General features: G+C 68.9%; 16 protein-coding genes and 1 riboswitch. Of the genes, 12 read left to right on the top strand and 4 right to left on the bottom strand.

The features are described from left to right. Positions 1–5: 5 nt before the first annotated feature. The 8 genes from JHC79_RS04750 (at position 6) to JHC79_RS04715 (ending at position 9,094) form a co-directional block, all read left to right on the top strand. The gene (locus JHC79_RS04750; protein ID WP_296388858.1) at positions 6–1,520 is read left to right on the top strand and encodes a condensation domain-containing protein; all 1,515 of its coding nucleotides are present in this window, start codon (positions 6–8) and stop codon (positions 1,518–1,520) included. Beyond that, positions 1,501–2,856, top strand: coding sequence for a condensation domain-containing protein (locus JHC79_RS04745; RefSeq protein WP_296388856.1), 1,356 nt, complete (start codon positions 1,501–1,503; stop codon positions 2,854–2,856). The genes JHC79_RS04750 and JHC79_RS04745 overlap by 20 nt, the downstream gene beginning before the upstream one ends. A gap of 91 nt (positions 2,857–2,947) precedes the next feature. Beyond that, positions 2,948–3,832, top strand: a complete 885-nt coding sequence (locus tag JHC79_RS04740) for a sulfurtransferase (RefSeq protein ID WP_296388853.1) — start codon at positions 2,948–2,950, stop codon at positions 3,830–3,832. Further along, positions 3,829–4,275, top strand: a complete 447-nt coding sequence (locus JHC79_RS04735; RefSeq protein ID WP_296388851.1) for a SufE family protein — start codon at positions 3,829–3,831, stop codon at positions 4,273–4,275. The genes JHC79_RS04740 and JHC79_RS04735 overlap by 4 nt, the downstream gene beginning before the upstream one ends. An 18-nt stretch (positions 4,276–4,293) precedes the next feature. Next, complete coding sequence (locus JHC79_RS04730; protein WP_296388849.1) at positions 4,294–5,706, top strand: condensation domain-containing protein; 1,413 nt, start codon at positions 4,294–4,296, stop codon at positions 5,704–5,706. 87 nt (positions 5,707–5,793) lie between these two features. Then, positions 5,794–7,587 carry an acetyl/propionyl/methylcrotonyl-CoA carboxylase subunit alpha gene (locus tag JHC79_RS04725; RefSeq protein WP_296388847.1) on the top strand — a complete coding sequence of 598 codons (1,794 nt, stop codon included), beginning with the start codon at positions 5,794–5,796 and terminating at the stop codon, positions 7,585–7,587. 21 nt (positions 7,588–7,608) lie between these two features. Continuing rightward, the gene (locus JHC79_RS04720; RefSeq protein ID WP_296388845.1) at positions 7,609–7,986 is read left to right on the top strand and encodes a hypothetical protein; all 378 of its coding nucleotides are present in this window, start codon (positions 7,609–7,611) and stop codon (positions 7,984–7,986) included. A 94-nt stretch (positions 7,987–8,080) separates the two neighbouring features. After that, on the top strand, positions 8,081–9,094 hold the full coding sequence (locus tag JHC79_RS04715; protein WP_296388843.1) for an alpha/beta hydrolase family protein: 1,014 nt from the start codon (positions 8,081–8,083) through the stop codon (positions 9,092–9,094). A 67-nt stretch (positions 9,095–9,161) separates the two neighbouring features. Here the strand turns inward: JHC79_RS04715 and JHC79_RS04710 are convergent, their stop codons facing one another. The 4 genes from JHC79_RS04710 to JHC79_RS04695 form a co-directional block, all read right to left on the bottom strand. Continuing rightward, a complete protein-coding gene (locus JHC79_RS04710) occupies positions 9,162–10,385 on the bottom strand; it encodes an acyl-CoA dehydrogenase family protein (RefSeq protein WP_296388841.1) in 1,224 nt (407 codons plus the stop codon). 66 nt (positions 10,386–10,451) lie between these two features. After that, the gene (locus JHC79_RS04705) at positions 10,452–11,099 is read right to left on the bottom strand and encodes a histidine phosphatase family protein (RefSeq protein WP_296388839.1); all 648 of its coding nucleotides are present in this window, start codon (positions 11,097–11,099) and stop codon (positions 10,452–10,454) included. Beyond that, the gene (locus tag JHC79_RS04700; RefSeq protein ID WP_296388837.1) at positions 11,009–11,818 is read right to left on the bottom strand and encodes a CbtA family protein; all 810 of its coding nucleotides are present in this window, start codon (positions 11,816–11,818) and stop codon (positions 11,009–11,011) included. Before JHC79_RS04700 ends, JHC79_RS04705 begins: the two co-directional genes overlap by 91 nt. Positions 11,819–11,857: 39 nt before the next feature. Then, positions 11,858–12,100, bottom strand: coding sequence for a CbtB-domain containing protein (locus JHC79_RS04695; RefSeq protein ID WP_296388836.1), 243 nt, complete (start codon positions 12,098–12,100; stop codon positions 11,858–11,860). A gap of 58 nt (positions 12,101–12,158) precedes the next feature. After that, positions 12,159–12,230: riboswitch (cobalamin riboswitch) on the bottom strand. A 102-nt stretch (positions 12,231–12,332) separates the two neighbouring features. On the opposite strand from JHC79_RS04695, the gene JHC79_RS04690 reads away from it, so the two are divergent. The 4 genes from JHC79_RS04690 to JHC79_RS04675 form a co-directional block, all read left to right on the top strand. After that, positions 12,333–17,039: an ATP-dependent helicase gene (locus JHC79_RS04690; protein ID WP_296388834.1), complete on the top strand. Its 4,707-nt coding sequence runs from the start codon at positions 12,333–12,335 to the stop codon at positions 17,037–17,039. A 1-nt stretch (position 17,040) separates the two neighbouring features. Next, positions 17,041–17,811 (top strand): DNA-formamidopyrimidine glycosylase family protein, encoded by a 771-nt coding sequence (locus JHC79_RS04685; RefSeq protein ID WP_296388832.1) that lies wholly within the window; start codon positions 17,041–17,043, stop codon positions 17,809–17,811. A 46-nt stretch (positions 17,812–17,857) separates the two neighbouring features. Beyond that, on the top strand, positions 17,858–18,280 hold the full coding sequence (locus tag JHC79_RS04680) for a TIGR03618 family F420-dependent PPOX class oxidoreductase (RefSeq protein ID WP_296388831.1): 423 nt from the start codon (positions 17,858–17,860) through the stop codon (positions 18,278–18,280). Between the two features lie 32 nt (positions 18,281–18,312). After that, a partial coding sequence (locus JHC79_RS04675) for an SDR family NAD(P)-dependent oxidoreductase (protein WP_296388830.1) occupies positions 18,313–19,148 on the top strand: 836 nt, incomplete at its 3' end.

Below are 19,148 nucleotides of genomic sequence, written 5' to 3'. Positions count from 1 at the left end.
TAGCGATGATGATCGACATGCTCGCGCACTGGCAGCCCGCACGGGGTCGCCTGGTGGAGGTCTCGGCGACGGCCACATCGGTGACCGCCGCCGCCTCGGCACCCGCCCACCCGACACCGGCCTCGTTCCTGCAGGAGAACCATCTGCGGGGGTCGTCGGCCACGGCGTCGCGGGGTGATGCACACAAGGCCTACCTGGCCGCCACCACCGAGGTGGAGGGCGCGTTCGACGGCGACGCCCTGGCGCGTGCCTTCCGCCGGTTCCTCGCGCGACACGACGGGTTGCGGTCGTGGTTCGACGTCACCGACGGGGCCGTCACCCGGCACATGGTGGCCCTGTCCGACATCGCCTTCGAGGCGACGGCCGTGGGGTCGGTCGACGACTACGGATACCTCAGCGCCGACGACGGTGCGGCGCCGTTGCCGCGCCGGTTCTCCGAACACGTCGAGCAGCAGTTCAGCCGGAACGCCAACGCGCTGAGCTGGCCGGGTTTCGTCGCCGGAGCAGTCGTCCGCGCCGACGGCTTCACGCTGTACTACGGCTGCGATCACGCTCTGAGCGACGGCATCTCCCAGGCGCTCGTCCTCGCCGAGGTGGCCGACCTCTACCTGTCCGAACGTGACGGCACCGACGTCGGACCGTTCACGTCGGCACCCGCGGGATCCCAGCTCGACTACGTTGTCGCCGAACGTGCCCGCGCGCAGACGCTCACCGACACATCGCCTGAGGTGCGCGGCTGGGTCGACATCGTCGCGCGACACGGCAACCGGATGCCGCAGTTCCCCCTCGACCTCGGCCTCGCCCCCGGGGAGACCGCACCGGTCGCCCCCATCAAGTTCGACGTCCTCGATGCCGCCGGCGCCGAGGCCTTCGAGCGGATCTGTCGCGAACACGGTGCCCGGATGATCGGCGGCATCATCGCGGCCCTGGCGATCGTTGATCACGAGATGGCCGGTGCCGACAGCTATTTCGGCATCACCGCGCTGAGCGATCGCGCCCTCGCGGGCAGTGAGCTGTCGCAGGGGTGGTTCTGCCGTTTCGCCCCGGTGTCGTTCCCGATCACGCCCGCACGGACGTTCACCGAACTGGTGTCCGCCGCCCAGGCGGGGTGCGAGGTCGGCAAGTCGCTGTCGGATGTCCCGGTGCACACCGTGCTCGGTGCACTCCTGGCCGGCGGGGCCCAGAGCGGCGATGTGCTCCTCACCCCGCAGTTGCTCTCCTACATCGATTTCCGCCGGTTCCCGATGGCCGGCACCGGGGTGTACGACCGGGGCATGCAGACCACCGGCGAGGGGCGGACCGCGAACGCGTCGATGTGGGTGAACCGGGACGACTCCGGCGTCTACGTCGGAACCCAGACACCGGACACCCCGACCGCGCAGCGGCGTCTGGCGCCCTATCACCGCCGACTGCGCGAGGTGTTCGCGGCGGTCGCGGCCGACGGCGACCACGTGATCGCGGCCGCTGCCGCGGCCGCGGCCGGCGAGAGGGAGCCCAGCCTTGCGCGTCACCACGATTGACCGCTACACCCCCGTCGGCGGAACCCTGCACACGTGGTCGGTGAACTCCTCCGACAGCAGGCCGATCGTCTCGAAGGTCCCGCCGTCGTTCAACCAGAGCTTCCACCTCGCCGCGGTCGGCGAGTCCACGGACGCACCGAGTACCTGGCTCGCGGCATCGTTCGACGTCGAGGGATCCATCGATCTCAAGGCCATGGAGCAGGCGTACACGATGCTCATCGCCCGGCACGGGACGCTGCACAGCGGTTTCGTCCGCGAGAACGGCGCCGTCGTCCGACGCCTGCACGACCCGGCGACGTTGCGACTCGACGCCGCGGCGCCCGTCGTCGGACTGGACTCCGACGGGCTCCGCACGCATCTGTGGGATGCGCTGAACGCGTCCTGCCCGGTGTTCGGGCCACCGAGCTACCTGCTCGGTGCGGTCGACCGCACCGATCGATCGACGATCATCTGCGGGTTCGACCACGCCCACGTCGACGCCTATTCGATGGCGATCGTCATCGACGACCTGCACCAGCTCTACGAGGGCTGCCTCGCCGAGCCCGGCGGCTTCTGCCCACGTCGTCTCCCGCAGGCGGGGAGCTTCGTCGACTACTGCGCCACCGAGGCCGACGACGATCGCGACTACCGCACCCACCCGGCGATGTCGCGGTGGCTCGAGTTCTTCGAGCGGCACCGAAACACCCCGCCGTCGTTCCCCCTCGACCTGGGGCTGGCCCCCGGTGAGCAGGCCCCCCAGGCCGTCGACCTGAGACAGGTGCTCGATCGAGCGGGACTGGAGTCCTTCGAACGCGTCTGCCGAGACCACGGCGCCAGCGTGTTCGCAGGGGTACTGGCGGCGATGGCCCAGGCCGCGCACAATCTCGGTGCGGGACGCGAGATGTCGGTGCTGTTCCCGATGCACACCCGTCGCTCGCGGTTGTGGCAGAACGCCGTGGGCTGGTTCACCACCAACGCCCCACTGACCGTGCGATGCGCCGACGACGTCCTCGACACGCTGGCCGCCACGGGGCCGGCGCTGCGAGCGGCGGTCGCGCTGGGTGAGATCCCGGTGCCCCATGTGCTCGAGGCGATCGGGGGTCTGAACCGCCTGCGCGACGACATCTTCATGGTGTCCTACATCGACTACCGCAGGCTCCCCGGTGCCGCGGCTCACGCCACGATCGACGCGCACCACATCTCCAACGTCACCACCGCAGACGACGCACAGTTCTGGATCTCACGGACCGACGACGGCGTCGCCCTACGGAGCCGGTACCCCGACACGCCGACCGCCCACACACAGCTGGATGCGTTCTTCACCGAGCTGGAGTTCGTCGTTCGATCGATCATCTGATCTCGACCGCGGTGATGCGACGCGAGGCCACGGTGACCACTAGGCTCGGACGGGTACTCGTCCGCCCACCTCAAGCCCCGGGAGCCGTGCCGTGACCGTCCAGACCGACCCATATCCGGGCTTCGCCGCCTACGCTCACCCCGAGCGGCTGGTCAGCACCGAGTGGCTCAGCGCCAACCTCGGGACCCCCGGACTCAAGGTCGTCGAGTCCGACGAGGATGTCCTCCTCTACGACATCGGCCACATCCCCAGCGCACAGAAGATCGACTGGCACCTGCACCTCAACGATCCGGTGACCCGTGACTACATCGACGGTGAGCAGTTCGCGGAGCTGATGCGCGCCAAGGGGATCCGTCGCGACGACACCATCGTCATCTACGGCGACAAGTCGAACTGGTGGGCCGCCTACGCCCTGTGGGTGTTCACCCTGTTCGGCCATTCCGACGTGCGCCTGCTCGACGGCGGCAGGCAGGCCTGGTTCGCCGAGGACCGGGAGACCAGCTTCGAGGTCCCGGAATACCCACGGTCGGACTACCCGGTGGTCGCACGCGACGACAGCACGATCCGCGCGTTCGCACCCCAGGTCCGCGAGATCATCGGCTCCGAGCCGCTGATCGACGTCCGGTCACCGCAGGAATACTCCGGCGAACGCACCCACATGCCGGACTACCCGCAGGAGGGTGCGCTGCGTGGCGGCCACATCCCGACCGCCGTCTCGATCCCGTGGGCCAAGGCCGCCGCCCCGGACGGTCGCTTCCGCAGCCGGGCCGAACTCGACGATATCTACGGTGAGTTCGCCCCGGATCAACCGACCGTCGCCTACTGCCGCATCGGTGAGCGGTCGTCGCACACCTGGTTCGTGTTGACCCATCTGCTCGGGTTCTCCCGGGTGCGCAACTACGACGGTTCGTGGACCGAGTGGGGCAATGCGGTGCGCGCACCGATCGCCACCGGTGACGACCCCGGCACGCTGTGACGCTGCCCGCCGCGCTCGCCGAGATCGTCGATGATTTCGAGGCGCTGGGCGAATCCGACAAGGTGACGCTGCTGCTGGAGTTCTCGTCGGAGCTCCCGGACCTGCCCGACACCCTGGTGACCGCGGCCATGGAGCCGGTGCCCGAATGTCAGTCCCCGGTGTTCCTCTCGGTCGATGCCGCCGATCCGTCGTCGGTGCAGTTGTTCTTCAGCGCACCGCCCGAGGCGCCGACCACTCGCGGTTTCGCGTCCATCCTGCACCAGGGGCTCAACGGCGCCTCGGCCGCCGAGATCCTCTCCGTGCCTGCGGATTTCTATCACGACCTCGGGCTCGACACGGCCGTGAGCCCGCTGCGGTTGCGCGGGATGGCGGGGATGCTCGCCCGGATCAAGAACCAGATCGCCGCCCAGGCCGGTGACCCCGACCCGGCATCACAGCCGTAGACGGCACCGCCGCCCACCATGAAGTTCATCCAGATGATGGACCAGCCCGTCGACCCCGGCGGACTGGTCGAGTGGTCGCCGCACACCCCGGGCGGGTTCGCGAACTGGAACAGCGACCCCCGTCCGACGTCGCACAACCACGAACTACACCTGCGGGGTGCCCTCGAATACCGATGGCGCACACAGCGTGAAGGCGGTCGGGAGTCCTGGCTGGGGCTGGCCATCGAGTTCGACGAACCGATGTCGATACCGGCGATCCGCACTGCGTTGACCCGGTGGATCGATCGACACGAGGTGCTGCGCAGCCACGTCATCATCAAGAACACCGGCATGGCGCGCCTGTCGACCCCACCGGGCTCGGTGGCGCTGAAGATGGGGCGTGTCCGGTGGTACGCCGAGGCCGGCCCGCTGCTCGATCAACTCGCGGGCACCTTCGACCGGGCCACCGCTCCCCTGCAGTGGCCCGCCTACCTGTTCGCCACCGTGGCACGCGAACGCACCTTCACGCTGTTGTTCGCCGGCGACCACTCCCTGCTCGACGGTTACTCGCTGATCCTGGCCCAGCACGAACTCGTCGAGCTCTATCGCGCCGCCCGCGAACGCCGGGAACCGGACCTGCCGCCGGTGGGCAGCTACGTCGATTTCAGCGCCGAGGAACGTCGCGTCGCCGACGCCGCCGACCGTGACCACCCCGCGGTCGTCGCCTGGGACAGCTACCTGCTCTCGACCGGTCGCGAGATGCCCAGGTTCGCGACCTCGGCATCGACTCCGGCGGAGGACACCGACGCCCCGGCGCAGCCGCAGTCCTCGGTGACGATGGAGTTGCTCGACGACGACGCGGCCAACCGCTTCACCGCGGTGTGTTCGGCGGCAGGCGGGAACCTGTTCGCGGGCATCCTGTCCGCGTTGGCGTTGGCCTATCGCGATGTCGGCGGCGGCGAGGAGTTCCGCTGCATCACGCCGCGCCACACCCGCTCCGAAGGGCGCTGGCTCGGCGCCCTGGGCTGGTTCGTGGCCGTGTCGCCGCTCTACCTCGACACCACCGGCGTCGTCTCGTTCGATCAGCTCATCGGCCGCGCCACCGCCGAGCTGCGGCAGGCGCGGGTGGCCGCGGGCATCCCGTTCCTCCGGGTGGCGGGACTGCTGGGCTACGAGGGGGAACCGAAGTTCGTGGTGTCGTTCATCGACACCCGACACGCGCCCAACGCCGCGGAGGCGGACGCCGGTGGCGCCCGCGTGCTCCGCAGCCACAGCTACTCGACCGACGAGGTGTTCATCTGGGTCAACCGCACCCCGTCCGGGGTGCGCATCTCGGCCCGGTTCCCGGCGTCGGGTCCGGCGCACGGTGAGGTCAGTCGATTCCTCGTCACCTTCGGCGACATTGTGCGCGGTATCGGCGATCAGAGCACCTTCGCGCCACACAACACTTGACCGCCGAACCGATCAATCGCTCGGTGCGTTAGGGTACTTTTCGGTGCCAGCACCTCACATCCGCGTCACATCGCCACAGGAGAACACGTGCCCAGTCATGCCAGTCCGGTGATCAGCAAAGTCCTCGTCGCCAATCGCGGTGAGATCGCCGTCCGGGTGATCCGCGCCGCTCGCGATGCGGGCCTGGGCAGTGTGGCGGTCTACGCCGAGCCCGACGCCGACGCGCTGTTCGTCACGCTGGCCGACGAGGCCTTCGCGCTGGGCGGGCAGAGTTCGGCGGAGTCGTACCTGGTGTTCGACAAGATCCTCGACGCCGCCGCCAAGTCCGGCGCCGACGCGATTCACCCCGGATACGGGTTCCTGTCGGAGAACGCCGACTTCGCCCAGGCCGTGATCGATGCCGACCTGGTGTGGATCGGGCCGTCGCCGCAGTCGATCCGCGACCTCGGCGACAAGGTCACCGCCCGCCACATCGCGCTCAAGGCCAACGCCCCGATGGCACCGGGCACCAAGGATCCCGTGCAGAACGCCGACGAGATCGTCGCGTTCGCCGAGGAACACGGTGTCCCCGTCGCGATCAAGGCGGCGTTCGGTGGCGGTGGCCGCGGCATGAAGGTCGCGTACACGATCGCCGAGATCCCCGAGCTGTTCGACTCGGCCACCCGCGAGGCCGTCTCGGCGTTCGGTCGCGGCGAGTGCTTCGTCGAGCGCTACCTCGACAAGGCGCGCCACGTCGAGGCGCAGGTCATCGCCGACCAGCACGGCAACGTCATCGTCGCCGGCACCCGTGACTGCTCGCTGCAGCGACGCTTCCAGAAACTCGTCGAGGAGGCCCCGGCCCCCTTCCTGACCACCGAGCAGCGCGAGAAGATCCACTCCTCGGCCAAGGCCATCTGCCGCGAGGCCGGCTACTACGGCGCCGGGACCGTGGAGTTCCTCGTCGGCTCCGACGGACTCGTGTCGTTCCTCGAGGTCAACACCCGCCTGCAGGTCGAACACCCCGTCACCGAGGAGACCGCGGGCATCGACCTCGTCCGGCAGCAGTTCCGCATCGCCGCCGGGGAGAAGCTCGAGATCACCGAGGACCCCACGCCGCGCGGACACTCCTTCGAGTTCCGCATCAACGGCGAGGACGCAGGACGCAACTTCCTGCCCGCCCCCGGCCCCATCACCGTCTACAAGGAGCCGACCGGTCCCGGTGTCCGCGTCGACTCCGGTGTCGTCCAGGGCGACGTCATCGGCGGCGGGTTCGACTCGATGCTCGCCAAGCTGATCGTCACCGGCGAGAACCGCGAGCAGGCGCTCGAACGGTCGCGGCGCGCGCTGGCCGAGTTCCAGGTCGAGGGGTTGGCCACCGTGCTGCCGTTCCACCGCCACATCGTCTCCAACCCCGCCTTCATCGGTGACGGCGAGAAGTTCGACATCTACACCAAGTGGATCGAAACCGACTGGGACAACCCGATCGAGCCCTACACCGGTGGCCAGCCCATCGAGGAGGACGACGCCGCACCGCGCCACAACGTGGTGGTCGAGGTCGGTGGACGTCGCGTGGAGGTCTCCCTGCCCGGCGACCTCGCCCTGGTCGGCGCCAACGGCTCCGGCGGCGGCGCCGTCCGCAAGAAGCCCAAGTCACGCACCCGCACCAAGGGCGGGGCCGCAGCCGTCTCCGGCGACGCCGTCGCCGCTCCGATGCAGGGCACCGTGGTCAAGGTCGCCGTCACCGAGGGCCAGGAGGTCGCCGCCGGTGAACTCGTCGTGGTGCTCGAGGCCATGAAGATGGAGAATCCGGTCACCGCGCACAAGGACGGCACGGTCACCGGCCTGTCCGTCGAGCCCGGATCCGCCGTCACCCAGGGCACCGTCCTGCTCGAGCTCAAGTAAGAGCCGGGCCCGGTCTCCGCGATGGAACCCGTGGAGATCAACGCCGGGGCGTGGTATCTACGCGCGCTGCGCGACGACGACCGGGTCACCGACGTGCCCGCGCTCGACGAGACGGGTCTGCTCGGGACCTCGAGCGGCTCACCGGCGCAGTTCGTCGCCGACGCCGCGTCGTGGTGGGCCGACGAGTCGCGGTTCACCTGGGCGGTGTGCGAACCGACCACCGGGGAACTCATCGCGTTGATCGCGGTGACGAAGGATCGACAGCGGCCGGATCACGCCCACCTGACCTCGGCGTACCGCGCCGATCACACCGAGGCGCTCGCCGTGGGCAGCGCGGCGGTCACCCGTTTCGTCGAGGGTGCACTGGGTCTGAGTGTCGACCCTTCGGCCGAACTGTAAGACCTTGGCGTCTGCGAGCGATAGTCGAGGATAGGATCGACCAACCTCCTTCGAAAGGCCAGGACCCTTGTCTCACCGGACCCCGGTTGCCCGTGTGCGCACCGCCCTGCTGACCGCAGCCGCGGCCGCCGCAGTCGTCATGGCGGGGACCGTCATCGTCCCGACCGCGACCGCAGCCCCGCTCCCCGTCCCCGGCGCCACGTCGCCGGACGGTTCGAAACTCGTCTCGGTCAGCAAGACCGGCGACCGGCAGTTGAACATCGAGGTCCGGTCGGCCGCGATGAACAAGATCATCCCGCTGTCGGTGATCCTGCCCAAGGATCGCAGCGCCCCGCGGCCCACGCTCTACCTGCTCAACGGCGCAGGCGGTGGCGAGGACGCGGCGACCTGGGAACGACAGACCGATGTCGTGAAGTTCTTCTCCGACAAGAACGTCAACGTCATCACGCCCAATGCGGGCGCGTACAGCTACTACACCGACTGGGAACGCACCGACAAGGTGCTCGGCAAGCCCCTGTGGTCGACGCTCCTCGGCAAGGAACTGCCCACGATCATCGACCAGGCGTTCTCGACGACCGGTCGCAACGCGATCGCGGGCATCTCGTCCTCGGCGTCGTCGGTGCTCAACCTGGCCGTCGAACACCCCGGTCTGTACCGGGCGGTCGGTGCTTACAGCGGCTGTGCCGCGTCGTCGAGCCCGGCGGGCCAGGCCTACGTCCGCCTCGTGGTCGAGAGTCGCGGTGGCGCGAACGTGACCAACATGTGGGGTCGCTACCCCGGACCGAACTGGTCCGCGCACGACGCGCTGGTGACCGCGCCCAAGCTCCGCGGGACGAGCCTCTACATCTCCAGCGGTAGCGGGTTGCCCGGCAAGTACGACAACCAGGCGGACCTGCGCCCGGGTGCCGACCTCGGGTCGCAGATCATCCTGGGTGGTCCGATCGAGGCCGCCACGAACGCATGTACCCACCAGCTCGCCGAGCGCCTGGGCCAGTTGAAGATCCCCGCCACGTTCCACTTCCCCGACGGTGGCACGCACTCGTGGGGGTACTGGGAGGACGAGCTGCACCGGTCCTGGCCGCAGCTCGGTCGCGCCATCGGCGCCTAGACAGAACAGCTACAGACGCAACGACCGCCGGGCCCTGAGGGCACGGCGGTCGTTGCGTTCTGTTCGGTTACTTCGCCGCGAGCAGACCCTTGGCGACGTGGGTCACTTGGATCTCGTTGCTGCCTGCGTAGATCATGAGCGACTTGGCGTCGCGGGCCAGCTGCTCCACGCGGTACTCGGCCATGTAGCCGTTGCCGCCGAACAGCTGCACGGCCTCCATGGCGACATCGGTGGCCGCCTTCGACGAGTACAGCTTCATCGCCGACGCCTCCGACAGGCTGATCGATTTCCGGTCCTTGCCGCGCTCGAGCGCGCTGAAGATCATGTTCTGCACGTTGATCCGCGCGATCTCCATCTCGGCGAGCTTGAGCTGGATGAGCTGGAACTGCCCGATGTTCTTGCCCCACAGCGTGCGGTTGCGGGCGTAGTCGACCGACAGGCGCAGGCACTCGTTGATGATGCCCAGCGACAGCGCGGCGATACCGACACGCTCCATGGTGAAGCCGGCCTTCGCGCCCTCGCCGCCTCGCTTGTCCGCACCGGTGTCCTCGGTCTCGCCCAGGAGACGGTCCGGCGACACGCGGACGTTGTCGAAGAACAGCTCGCCGGTCGGCGAGCTCATCATGCCCATCTTCTTGAACGGCTTGCCCTGGGTGAGCCCTTCCATACCCTTGTCGAGCACGAAGGACAGCACCTTGCGGTCGCGGATCGGGGTGCCGTCGCCCTCGTCGAGCTTGGCGAACACGACGATGGTGTCGGCGTAGGGGCCGTTCGTGATGAAGGTCTTGTTGCCCTTGAGGATGTAGTCCTCACCGTCGCGCTTGACGGTGGTCTTCATGCCGCCCAACGCATCAGACCCGGAGTCGGGTTCGGTGATGGCCCAGGCCCCGATCTTCTCGAGCGTCACCAGCTCCGGCAGCCAGCGCTTCTTCTGCGCCAACGTGCCCTTGGATCGGATGGTCCCGACGGTGAGCTGACAGACACCCAGCGACGCGATGATGCCGAGGCTGACGCCAGCGAGCTCGGTGTTGAGCAACATGAACGTGCTGTCACCCATGCCGCCGCTGACGGCACCGGGCTTGGCCTCTCCGGTGGCCTCGGACTCGAGTTCCTTCTCCAGCCCTTCCCTGGCCATCTGGTCCACACCGAAGGTGGTGTACAGCTTCCGCGCGATGTCGTAGGGCGGGAGCACGCCGGTCTCGAGCTCATCGAGGTGCGGTCGGACCTCTTTGTCGATGAACCCACGGAGGGCATCGCGGATCATGAGATCTTCTTCGGACCATTCGTACATGGGGCATTCCTCCGGCGCTGATGGCGTCACTGATGGGCATCGATGAAACAAAAAGTGAAACTTGCTTCATTTCTGTGTATCAGAGTGACACCGATCCCCGCCACTGTCCAGTGGCAGTGACACGGTGCGCTCGGAGGCCGGTTCCACCTCGATGGACCAGTAATCATCCGGGCCGCGGTGCCGGGCGTACGCGACGACGGCCTGCGCAACCGGCATCGAGACCACGAGAACCATCTCCGATCCCCGGGTCGCGTCGAACCAATCACCGATGCGCGCAACGAAATCCGCGATGCTCTCGCCGCCGTGGGGCACCGAGGTGATGTCGGTGAACCAGTCGCGCAGTTCGCCGACGGGGATGTCCTCGGGTGCTCGCCCGTGCCAGCGCCCCAGATCCAGCGACCGCAGACCGGGGTCGACGGTGGCCTCGATGCCGAGAACGGCGGCGGTCTGTACCACCGACGCCTCCGGACCGCAGAACGCCGGCCCACCCTCCGACTGGACCGCCGGAGCCTCGACGAGCCGGCGGCAGTCGCGCCGGCCGGTCTCGTCGAGGTCGTGGTGTTCCGATCCGAACCGCAGGTCCCGATTGGGACCCGTCCGTCCGGCGGCGATGACCCGGACGGTCAGCGAAGCGACTCCGCGGCCGCCTGTGTGGTGCGGCGCGTCGCCAGTCGCGTGAGCACGACCGCGAAGACCAGTCCGAGCACCGTCCACAGGATCATCTGGTTGGCGATCGAGTAGAAACGGAACGTGCCGACGACGTCACCGGGGAAGCCCGGGAACACGATCGTGCCGTCAGCGGACTTCAGGGCCGTGGGCACCTCGTCGAAGCTCGGCAGCAACGCCATCGCGACGCCGACGACGGCGAGATATCCGACCGCCGACACGATCAGCGCGTAGAGACCGCCGATGCGGGGCAGAAGCCAGAACGCCAGGACCACTGCGGCGATCGCGACGACCAACGACACCAGCGTCATCGTCAGGTAGGACCCGCTGCGCGAACCGATGGTGTCGTCGTTGCCGACGGCGGGCGGGTTGGCCGGGTACTTGCCGAACGGCACGAGGTACACCGCGATGAACCCGCCGAACGCCAGCAGACCGGCGACGAGACGGGGATCGACCGAGGGGTACCGGCGACCGACGTAGGCCCACAGCACGGTGAAGATCACCGCGAAGACGGCGCCCATGGCCAGTCCGAAGACGATCGAGCCGACGCCGGCACCGATGTTCTCCTGCACCGAGCGGGTGAACACCTCACCGTGCTCGTGGGCTCCGTGCTCCCCTGCGAGCATCTCCTCGGCGGCGCTGCGGCCACCCTCGTAATCGATGGCCTTGGCCACCTGCGGCTCGATGAAGATCCGAGCGAACACGAACGCGAACAATCCGGCGACCAGACCCGAGATGAGTCCGGCGCCGATGAATTTCTTCTCCATGGAGTTGTCGACTTCCTTCGCTGTGAGGCGGTCAGGTGCTCAGTGGCAGGGGAAGCCGAGGAAGTGACGGGCGTCGTGGACGAACTCGTGCACGTGGGTGTCGGCGCCGAACACCGACACGGCGCCCTGGTCGTACCCGAGGAAGTAGTAGGCCAGCGCCGCGACGGCGGTGGTGGCGGTGAGCCACAGCGCGGTGTTGACCACCGAGATGTCCGGGGTGTCGAGAACCAGCGAGCCGGGGACGGCCCGGCGGTTCGCGGTGGCGACAGATGCGTTCGACATGGAGCTCCTCTACGGGATTGCGCGTCCCGTGTCGTGGGGGTGATGTGTGCCGTGCGTCGGTTACCTGACTCGTTCACCGCTCGGGTGATCTCACAGTGGCGCGACCGTCCCGGATTCTCACCGGGTTCCCCGCGCACAGCTCGCATGACTGTATTGCCGACCATCACCGCTGGTCAATACGCGTCACCCGGTGAGACGGAGAGTTGTCGGAGGTGTGGTGGATCATGGACCGATGACCACCACCGTCGCTGCCGATGTGCTCGCGCGGTTCAGCGCGCCCACCCGCGACTGGTTCACCGGGGCGTTCACGGCGCCGACCCCGGCGCAGATCGGGGCGTGGAACGCGATCGCCGACGGCGCCCACACGCTGGTGGTGGCGCCGACCGGCTCCGGAAAGACCCTCTCGGCGTTCCTCTGGGCACTCGACCGCCTCGCCTCCGAACACGCCGCACCGACACCGGGAGCGCCCGACGCGCCGTCCCGCACCGGGACCACGGTGCTCTACATCTCGCCGCTGAAGGCGCTGGCGGTCGACGTCGAGCGCAACCTGCGGGCGCCGTTGGCGGGGATCACGCGGTCGGCGGTCGCGCTGGGCCTGCCCGCGCCCGACATCACCGTGGGCGTGCGGTCCGGCGACACCCCCACCGCGCAGCGTCGGCTGCTGCTGCGGACGCCGCCGGACATCCTCATCACGACGCCGGAGTCGTTGTTCCTGATGCTGACGTCCTCGGCGCGCGAGACGTTGACGTCGGTGCACACCGTCATCGTCGACGAGGTGCACGCCGTCGCGGCCACGAAGCGGGGCACGCATCTCGCGTTGTCGCTGGAACGTCTCGACGACCTGCTGCCCGCGCCCGTCCAGCGCATCGGTCTCTCCGCGACGGTCCGCCCCGCCGACCGCGTCGCCGGGTTCCTGGCCGGCGCCGCTCCGTGCACCATCGTCTCGCCACCCGCGGCGAAGACGTTCGATCTGCGGGTCGACGTCCCGGTCCCGGACATGGCCAACATCCCCGCCCCGCCCGGGGTGGGTGAGTTCGACGACGAGACCGCACCCACGGCGGGCTCGCTGTGGCCGTACGTGGAGAACGGCATCGTCGACCTGATCGAGACGAACCGGTCCACGATCGTGTTCACCAACTCACGACGATTGTCCGAGCGGCTCACCGCCCGGCTCAACGAGATCCACGCCGAGCGGATCGGCGACCCCGTCGAGAAGGGCCCCAACGCAGCGGTCCCCGGTGGGGCACCCGCCTACGTGATGGGCAGCGGCGCCAGCTCCGGCGCCGAACCGCTGCTCGCCCGTGCCCACCACGGGTCGGTGTCGAAGGAGCAGCGCGCGCTCATCGAGGACGACCTCAAGGCCGGTCGGCTGCGCTGTGTCGTGGCGACCAGCTCGCTGGAACTCGGCATCGACATGGGGGCGGTCGATCTCGTCATCCAGGTCGAGACACCGCCGTCGGTGGCCAGCGGCCTGCAGCGGGTGGGTCGTGCCGGTCACCAGGTCGGTGAGATCAGCAAGGGCGTGCTCTTCCCGAAACACCGCGCCGACCTCATCCACAGCACGGTCGCGGTCTCCCGCATGCGCGACGGGCTGATAGAGGAGATCGCGGTGCCGGCCAACCCGCTCGACATCCTCGCCCAGCACACCGTGGCGGCCAGCGCCGTCGACGTCCTCGATGTCGAGGCCTGGTTCGAGACCGTGCGCCGCTCCGCGCCGTACAAGACGCTGCCCCGGTCGGCATACGAGGCAACCCTCGACCTGCTGTCGGGGCGCTATCCCTCCGACGAGTTCGCCGAATTGCGGCCCCGCGTCGTCTGGGATCGCGACGCGTCGACGATCACCGGTCGTCCCGGCGCGCAGCGTCTCGCCGTGACCTCGGGCGGTTCCATCCCCGACCGCGGCATGTTCGCCGTGTTCATGGTCGGCGAGAAGGGAACGCGCGTCGGCGAACTCGACGAGGAGATGGTCTACGAGTCCCGCGTGGGCGACGTGTTCGCGCTCGGCGCGTCGAGTTGGCGCATCGAGGACATCACCCACGACCGCGTGCTGGTGTCACCGGCGTTCGGGTCCCCCGGCCGGCTGCCGTTCTGGATCGGCGACGCGGTCGGTCGGCCCAGCGAGCTCGGTGCCGCGATCGGCAAGTTCATGGGCGAGATAGCCGACGACCTCAGTTCGGGTACGTCCACCGTGCTCGAGGACCGTGCACGCGAGCTCGGGCTGACCGAGTACGCGCGGGACAACCTGCGCACCCTCGTCGCCGAACAGCGCGACGCGACCGGCCATCTCCCCACCGACCGCACCCTGGTGGTCGAGCGGTTCCGCGACGAACTCGGTGACTGGCGGGTAATCCTGCACTCCCCCTACGGCCTGCGCGTCCACGCGCCGTGGGCCAGTGCCATCGGTGCACGGCTGCGCGATCGTCTCGGTCTCGACGGCGCCACCACCGCCTCCGACGACGGCATCATCGTGCGCCTGCCCGACACCGACGACGATCCGCCCGGCGCATCACTGTTCGTGATCGACCCCGACGAGATCGAGGACATCGTCACCGAGGAGCTCGGCGGGTCGGCGATGTTCGCCAGCCGATTCCGCGAGTGCGCGGCACGAGCGCTGCTGCTCCCCCGCCGCAACCCCGGCAAGCGCGCGCCCCTGTGGCAGCAGCGGCAGCGCAGCGCCCAGTTGCTGTCCGTCGCAGCCAAGTTCCCGCAGTTCCCGATCATCCTCGAGACCATGCGCGAGTGCCTACAGGATGTCTACGACCTGCCCGCGCTCACCGACCTGCTCACCGGGATCTCGACCCGGAAGATCCGCATCGTCGAGACCGAGACCGACTCGCCCTCACCGCTGGCGGCGTCGCTGCTGTTCGGTTACGTCGGCGCCTTCATGTACGCCGACGACGCCCCGCTGGCCGAGCGGCGTGCTGCGGCGTTGTCGTTGGACACCGCCCTGTTGGCCCAGCTCCTCGGACGTGTCGACCTTCGCGAACTGCTCGACCCCGCCGTCATCGCCGACGTCGAGGCCAAACTCCAACGCATCCATCCGGATCGGCGCGCCCATGACGCCGAGGGAATTGCCGACCTGCTGCGATGGCTCGGACCGCTCACCGACGAGCAGATCGCCGAGCGGTTCACGACGGAGGACTCCCCCGCCGGCCCGCGGGAGCTGGTCGAGAACCTGCAGCTGACCAACCGGGTCATCTCGGTCAACCACGCCGGAGCGGTCCTGTGGGCGGCCATCGAGGACACCGCCCGCCTGCGCGACGCGCTCGGCATCCCGGCGCCCCTCGGTGTCCCGGCCGCGTTCAGCGAACCGGTGCCCGACCCGGTCGGTGACCTCGTCGCACGCTTCGCCCGTACACACGGGCCGTTCACGGTGGCCGAGGCCTCGAGCTCGATCGGCATCCCGGTCGCCGTCGTCCGGGACACCCTGCGCCGGTTGGCATCCGAGCGTCGGGTCATCGAGGGTGACTTCCGCCCGGAGCCGGCCGACACCACACCCGACGCCCAGCAGTGGTGCAACACCGAGGTGCTCGCACAGATCCGCCGGGGCTCGCTCGCCGCGAGTCGCGCCGAGATCGCCCCGGTCTCGGTGGACGCGTTCTCGCGTTTCCTGCTCGACTGGCAGCACCTTCGGCCGTCCGACCCGCAGGCGAGCGGGTCCCGTAAGCCGCTGCGCGGCGCGGACGGTGTGGCCACCGTGATCGACCAGCTCGCGGGTGTGCCCATCCCGGCCTCGGCGTGGGAGTCGCTGATCCTGCCCGCCCGGGTCGCCGACTACCGACCGGGCATGCTCGACGAGCTCATGTCGAGCGGCGAGGTGGCGTGGGCCGGGCACGGCCGACTCGGCACCGCCGACGGCTGGATCAGCCTGCATCCCACCGACCTCGCGCCGCTGACCCTCCCCGAACCCGCCGAGATCGATGTCACCGAGGTCCACCGCGGACTGCTCGGACACCTCGAACACGGTGGTGCGTACCAGTTCCGTCAGCTCGTCCCCGCGACCACGGATGACGGTCCCGTTCCCGCTGACGCCGACATCGAGCGCGCCCTGTGGGACCTGGTGTGGGCCGGTCAGATCAGCAACGACACCTTCGCGCCGGTACGTGCGTTGCTCAGCCCGCGGAAGTCGCCGGGCACACCACGCGGTACGCCCGCGCATCGCAGCCGCGGCCGGGCACCGCGGCTGCGTGGGCACCGGCTCTCGACCCGGTACCTCAGCGAGTCGCAGATGTCGTTGCGTCAGACACCTCCCACCGTCTCCGGCCGGTGGTTCGCACTCGACGCCCGGGTCGAGGACCCGACGGTGTCGACGCACGGGATCTGCGAGCAGCTGCTCGAGCGGTATGGCGTCGTCACCAAGGGTTCGGTGAGCAACGAGGGTGTGCTGGGCGGGTTCGCGCGAATCTACAAAGCGCTCAGCGGTTTCGAGGACAGCGGGAAGGTCCGGCGCGGGTACTACATCGACGGTCTCGGCGGCGCACAGTTCGCGGCGACCGGCACCGTGGACGCGTTGCGCGAGCACACCGAGGACGCGACCGATGATCGCGGCGGCCCGCAGAACACGACCGTGCTCGCCGCCACCGACCCCGCCAATCCGTTCGGTGCGGCGTTGCCGTGGCCGGAGTCGACGAACACCGAGAACGCCGGGCACCGCCCCGGTCGCAAACCGGGCGCTCTGGTCGTGCTCGTGGACGGCCGTCTGACGCTGTTCGTCGAGCGTGGCGGCAAGACGGTCCTGACCTTCGGTGACCGTGCCGCCGACCTCGTCCCCGCCGCGACCGCACTCGCGGCCACCGTCCGATCCGGTGGAGTCAGCCGACTGTTGATCGAGCGGGTCGACGGCGACGCGATCTTCGGTACCGATCTCGCCACGGCACTCACCGAATCCGGGTTCACGGCGACACCCCGGGGCATCCGACTGCGGCATATGGTGCGCTGAGGTGCCCGAGGGCGACTCCGTGTATCAGGCCGCCGCTCGCGTCCGTACGGCGTTCGAGGGCAGAGTGATCGAGCACTGCCAGTTCCGGGTGCCGCGGTACGCCACGGTGGATCTGAGCGGGCGGACGGTCGAATCGGTGCGATCGGTGGGCAAGCACCATCTCATCGACGTCGGCGACGATCTCTCGATCCACACCCATCTGAAGATGGAGGGGGCGTGGCACGTCCATCCGATCGGCACGAAGTGGCGTCGACCCGCGTTCCACGCACGTCTGGTGCTGCGCACCGACACCCACGAGGCGGTCGCCTTCGAGATGGGGATCTGCGAGATGCTCACCGACGCCGACGGCGCCTTGGCCTACATCGGTCCCGACCTGCTCGGTCCGACCTGGGACACCGACGTCGCCATCGCCAACCTCAGGCGTGACCCCGACCGACCCATCGGCCTGGCGCTGCTCGACCAGCATCTGATGGCGGGCGTCGGCAACGTCTTCCGCTGCGAAGCCTGTTTCCTACGCGGGGTGGACCCGCGCAGGAAGGTCGCCGACGTCGACATCCCGGCGATGGTCGACTTGTGCCACCGGCTGCTACAGGCCAACCGTTCACGCATCCGCACCACGACCGGCGTGAACGTGAACGGCAAGCGCTACTACGTCTACGGGCGGGGACGTAAGCCATGCTTCCGATGCGGTACGCCGATCAGCCGGGACTTCCTGGGCGAGGGCGACAGCGAGGAACGGGTCCTCTACCACTGCACCCGCTGCCAGACCTGAGTCGACGGTTGGGAATACCCGCTCGTCGGACGGTCTTGGATGTGCCATGCGACTCAACGACTCAGCGCGCGCACTGGTCGGATCCGGTGCCGACGCGACCCTGGTGACTGTGAACCCCGACGGCGGCCCGCAGGTGTCGGTCGTCTGGGTGGCGCTGCGCTCGACGCCCGAGGGCGACGAGCTGCTCACCGCCCACCTGGGGGTGTATCAGAAGGTGCGCAACGTCCGCCGCGACCCGCGCGTCGCGGTCACCATCCTGGGATCAGACCCTGCGGCCCTCATGACGCCCTACCTGGCGATCAACGGCACAGCCGACATCCTCGAGGGCGGTGCGCCGGAGCTCCTGTCCGACCTCGCGGCCTCACTCGCACCTGCCGGCTCCGGCTTCCCGCCGCAGGACGCGCCGCCCGGATACATCACCCGCATCCGGATCGAGAAGGTCGGCGGCGTCGGCCCCTGGAAGGACTGAGCCGGCCGTACCGGCTGCCCTACCCTGGGCTGATGGCCTCCGATCAGCACTGGACCCCGGCTCGCCTCGGCGACCGCACCGGTCAACGCATCATCGTCACCGGCGCGACGAACGGCGTCGGACTCGCGACCGCACGTGCCCTCGCCGACGCGGGCGCACACGTCATCCTCGCGGTCCGCAACACCGAACTGGGTGCTCGTCGGGCCACCGAGATCGGCGGGTCCACCGAGGTCGCGCACATCGATCTGTCGAACCTGGCATCGGTCCGGGCGTTCGCCGAGCGTCTCGACGACGACGTCGACATCCTGATCAACAACGCCGGTCTCGTCTCGCAGCACCGCGAGGAGACCGCCGACGGGTTCGAGAAAACGATCGGCACCAACTTCCTCGGCCCGTTCGCGCTCACCAACCTGCTTCTCCCCCGGGTCCGTTCGCAGATCGTCAACGTCGGCTCCGACGCACACAAGCAGGCCACCATCCGACTCGACGACCTGCACCTGCGGTCGCAGAAGTGGAACATCATGGGCGCCTACTCCCGGTCGAAGCTGGCCGTGATGCTCTGGGGGCTCGAGCTCGATCGCCGACTACGGGAGTCGGGGTCGCCGGTGGCCTCTCAGCTGACGCATCCGGGTTGGGTCGCATCCAACATCTCGAACGTGTCCGACACCCCGTTGATGTCGACCTTCCACAAGGGCGTCCAGATGGTCGCCAACCGCTTCGCCAACGACATCGACGCCGGCGCGGCCCCCACCCTCTACTGCCTCAGCGAGCCGATCCCGCCGGGCAGTTACGTCGGCATCGACAGCCGCTTCGGCTACAAGGGTGGACCCACTCTCGCCGGACGAACCGCCAACGCCTGCGATCACGC

Source organism: Williamsia sp. (genome assembly GCF_016462415.1).
Taxonomy (GTDB): Bacteria; Actinomycetota; Actinomycetes; order Mycobacteriales; family Mycobacteriaceae; genus Williamsia_A.
This window is presented reverse-complemented; position numbering and strand designations above follow the sequence as displayed.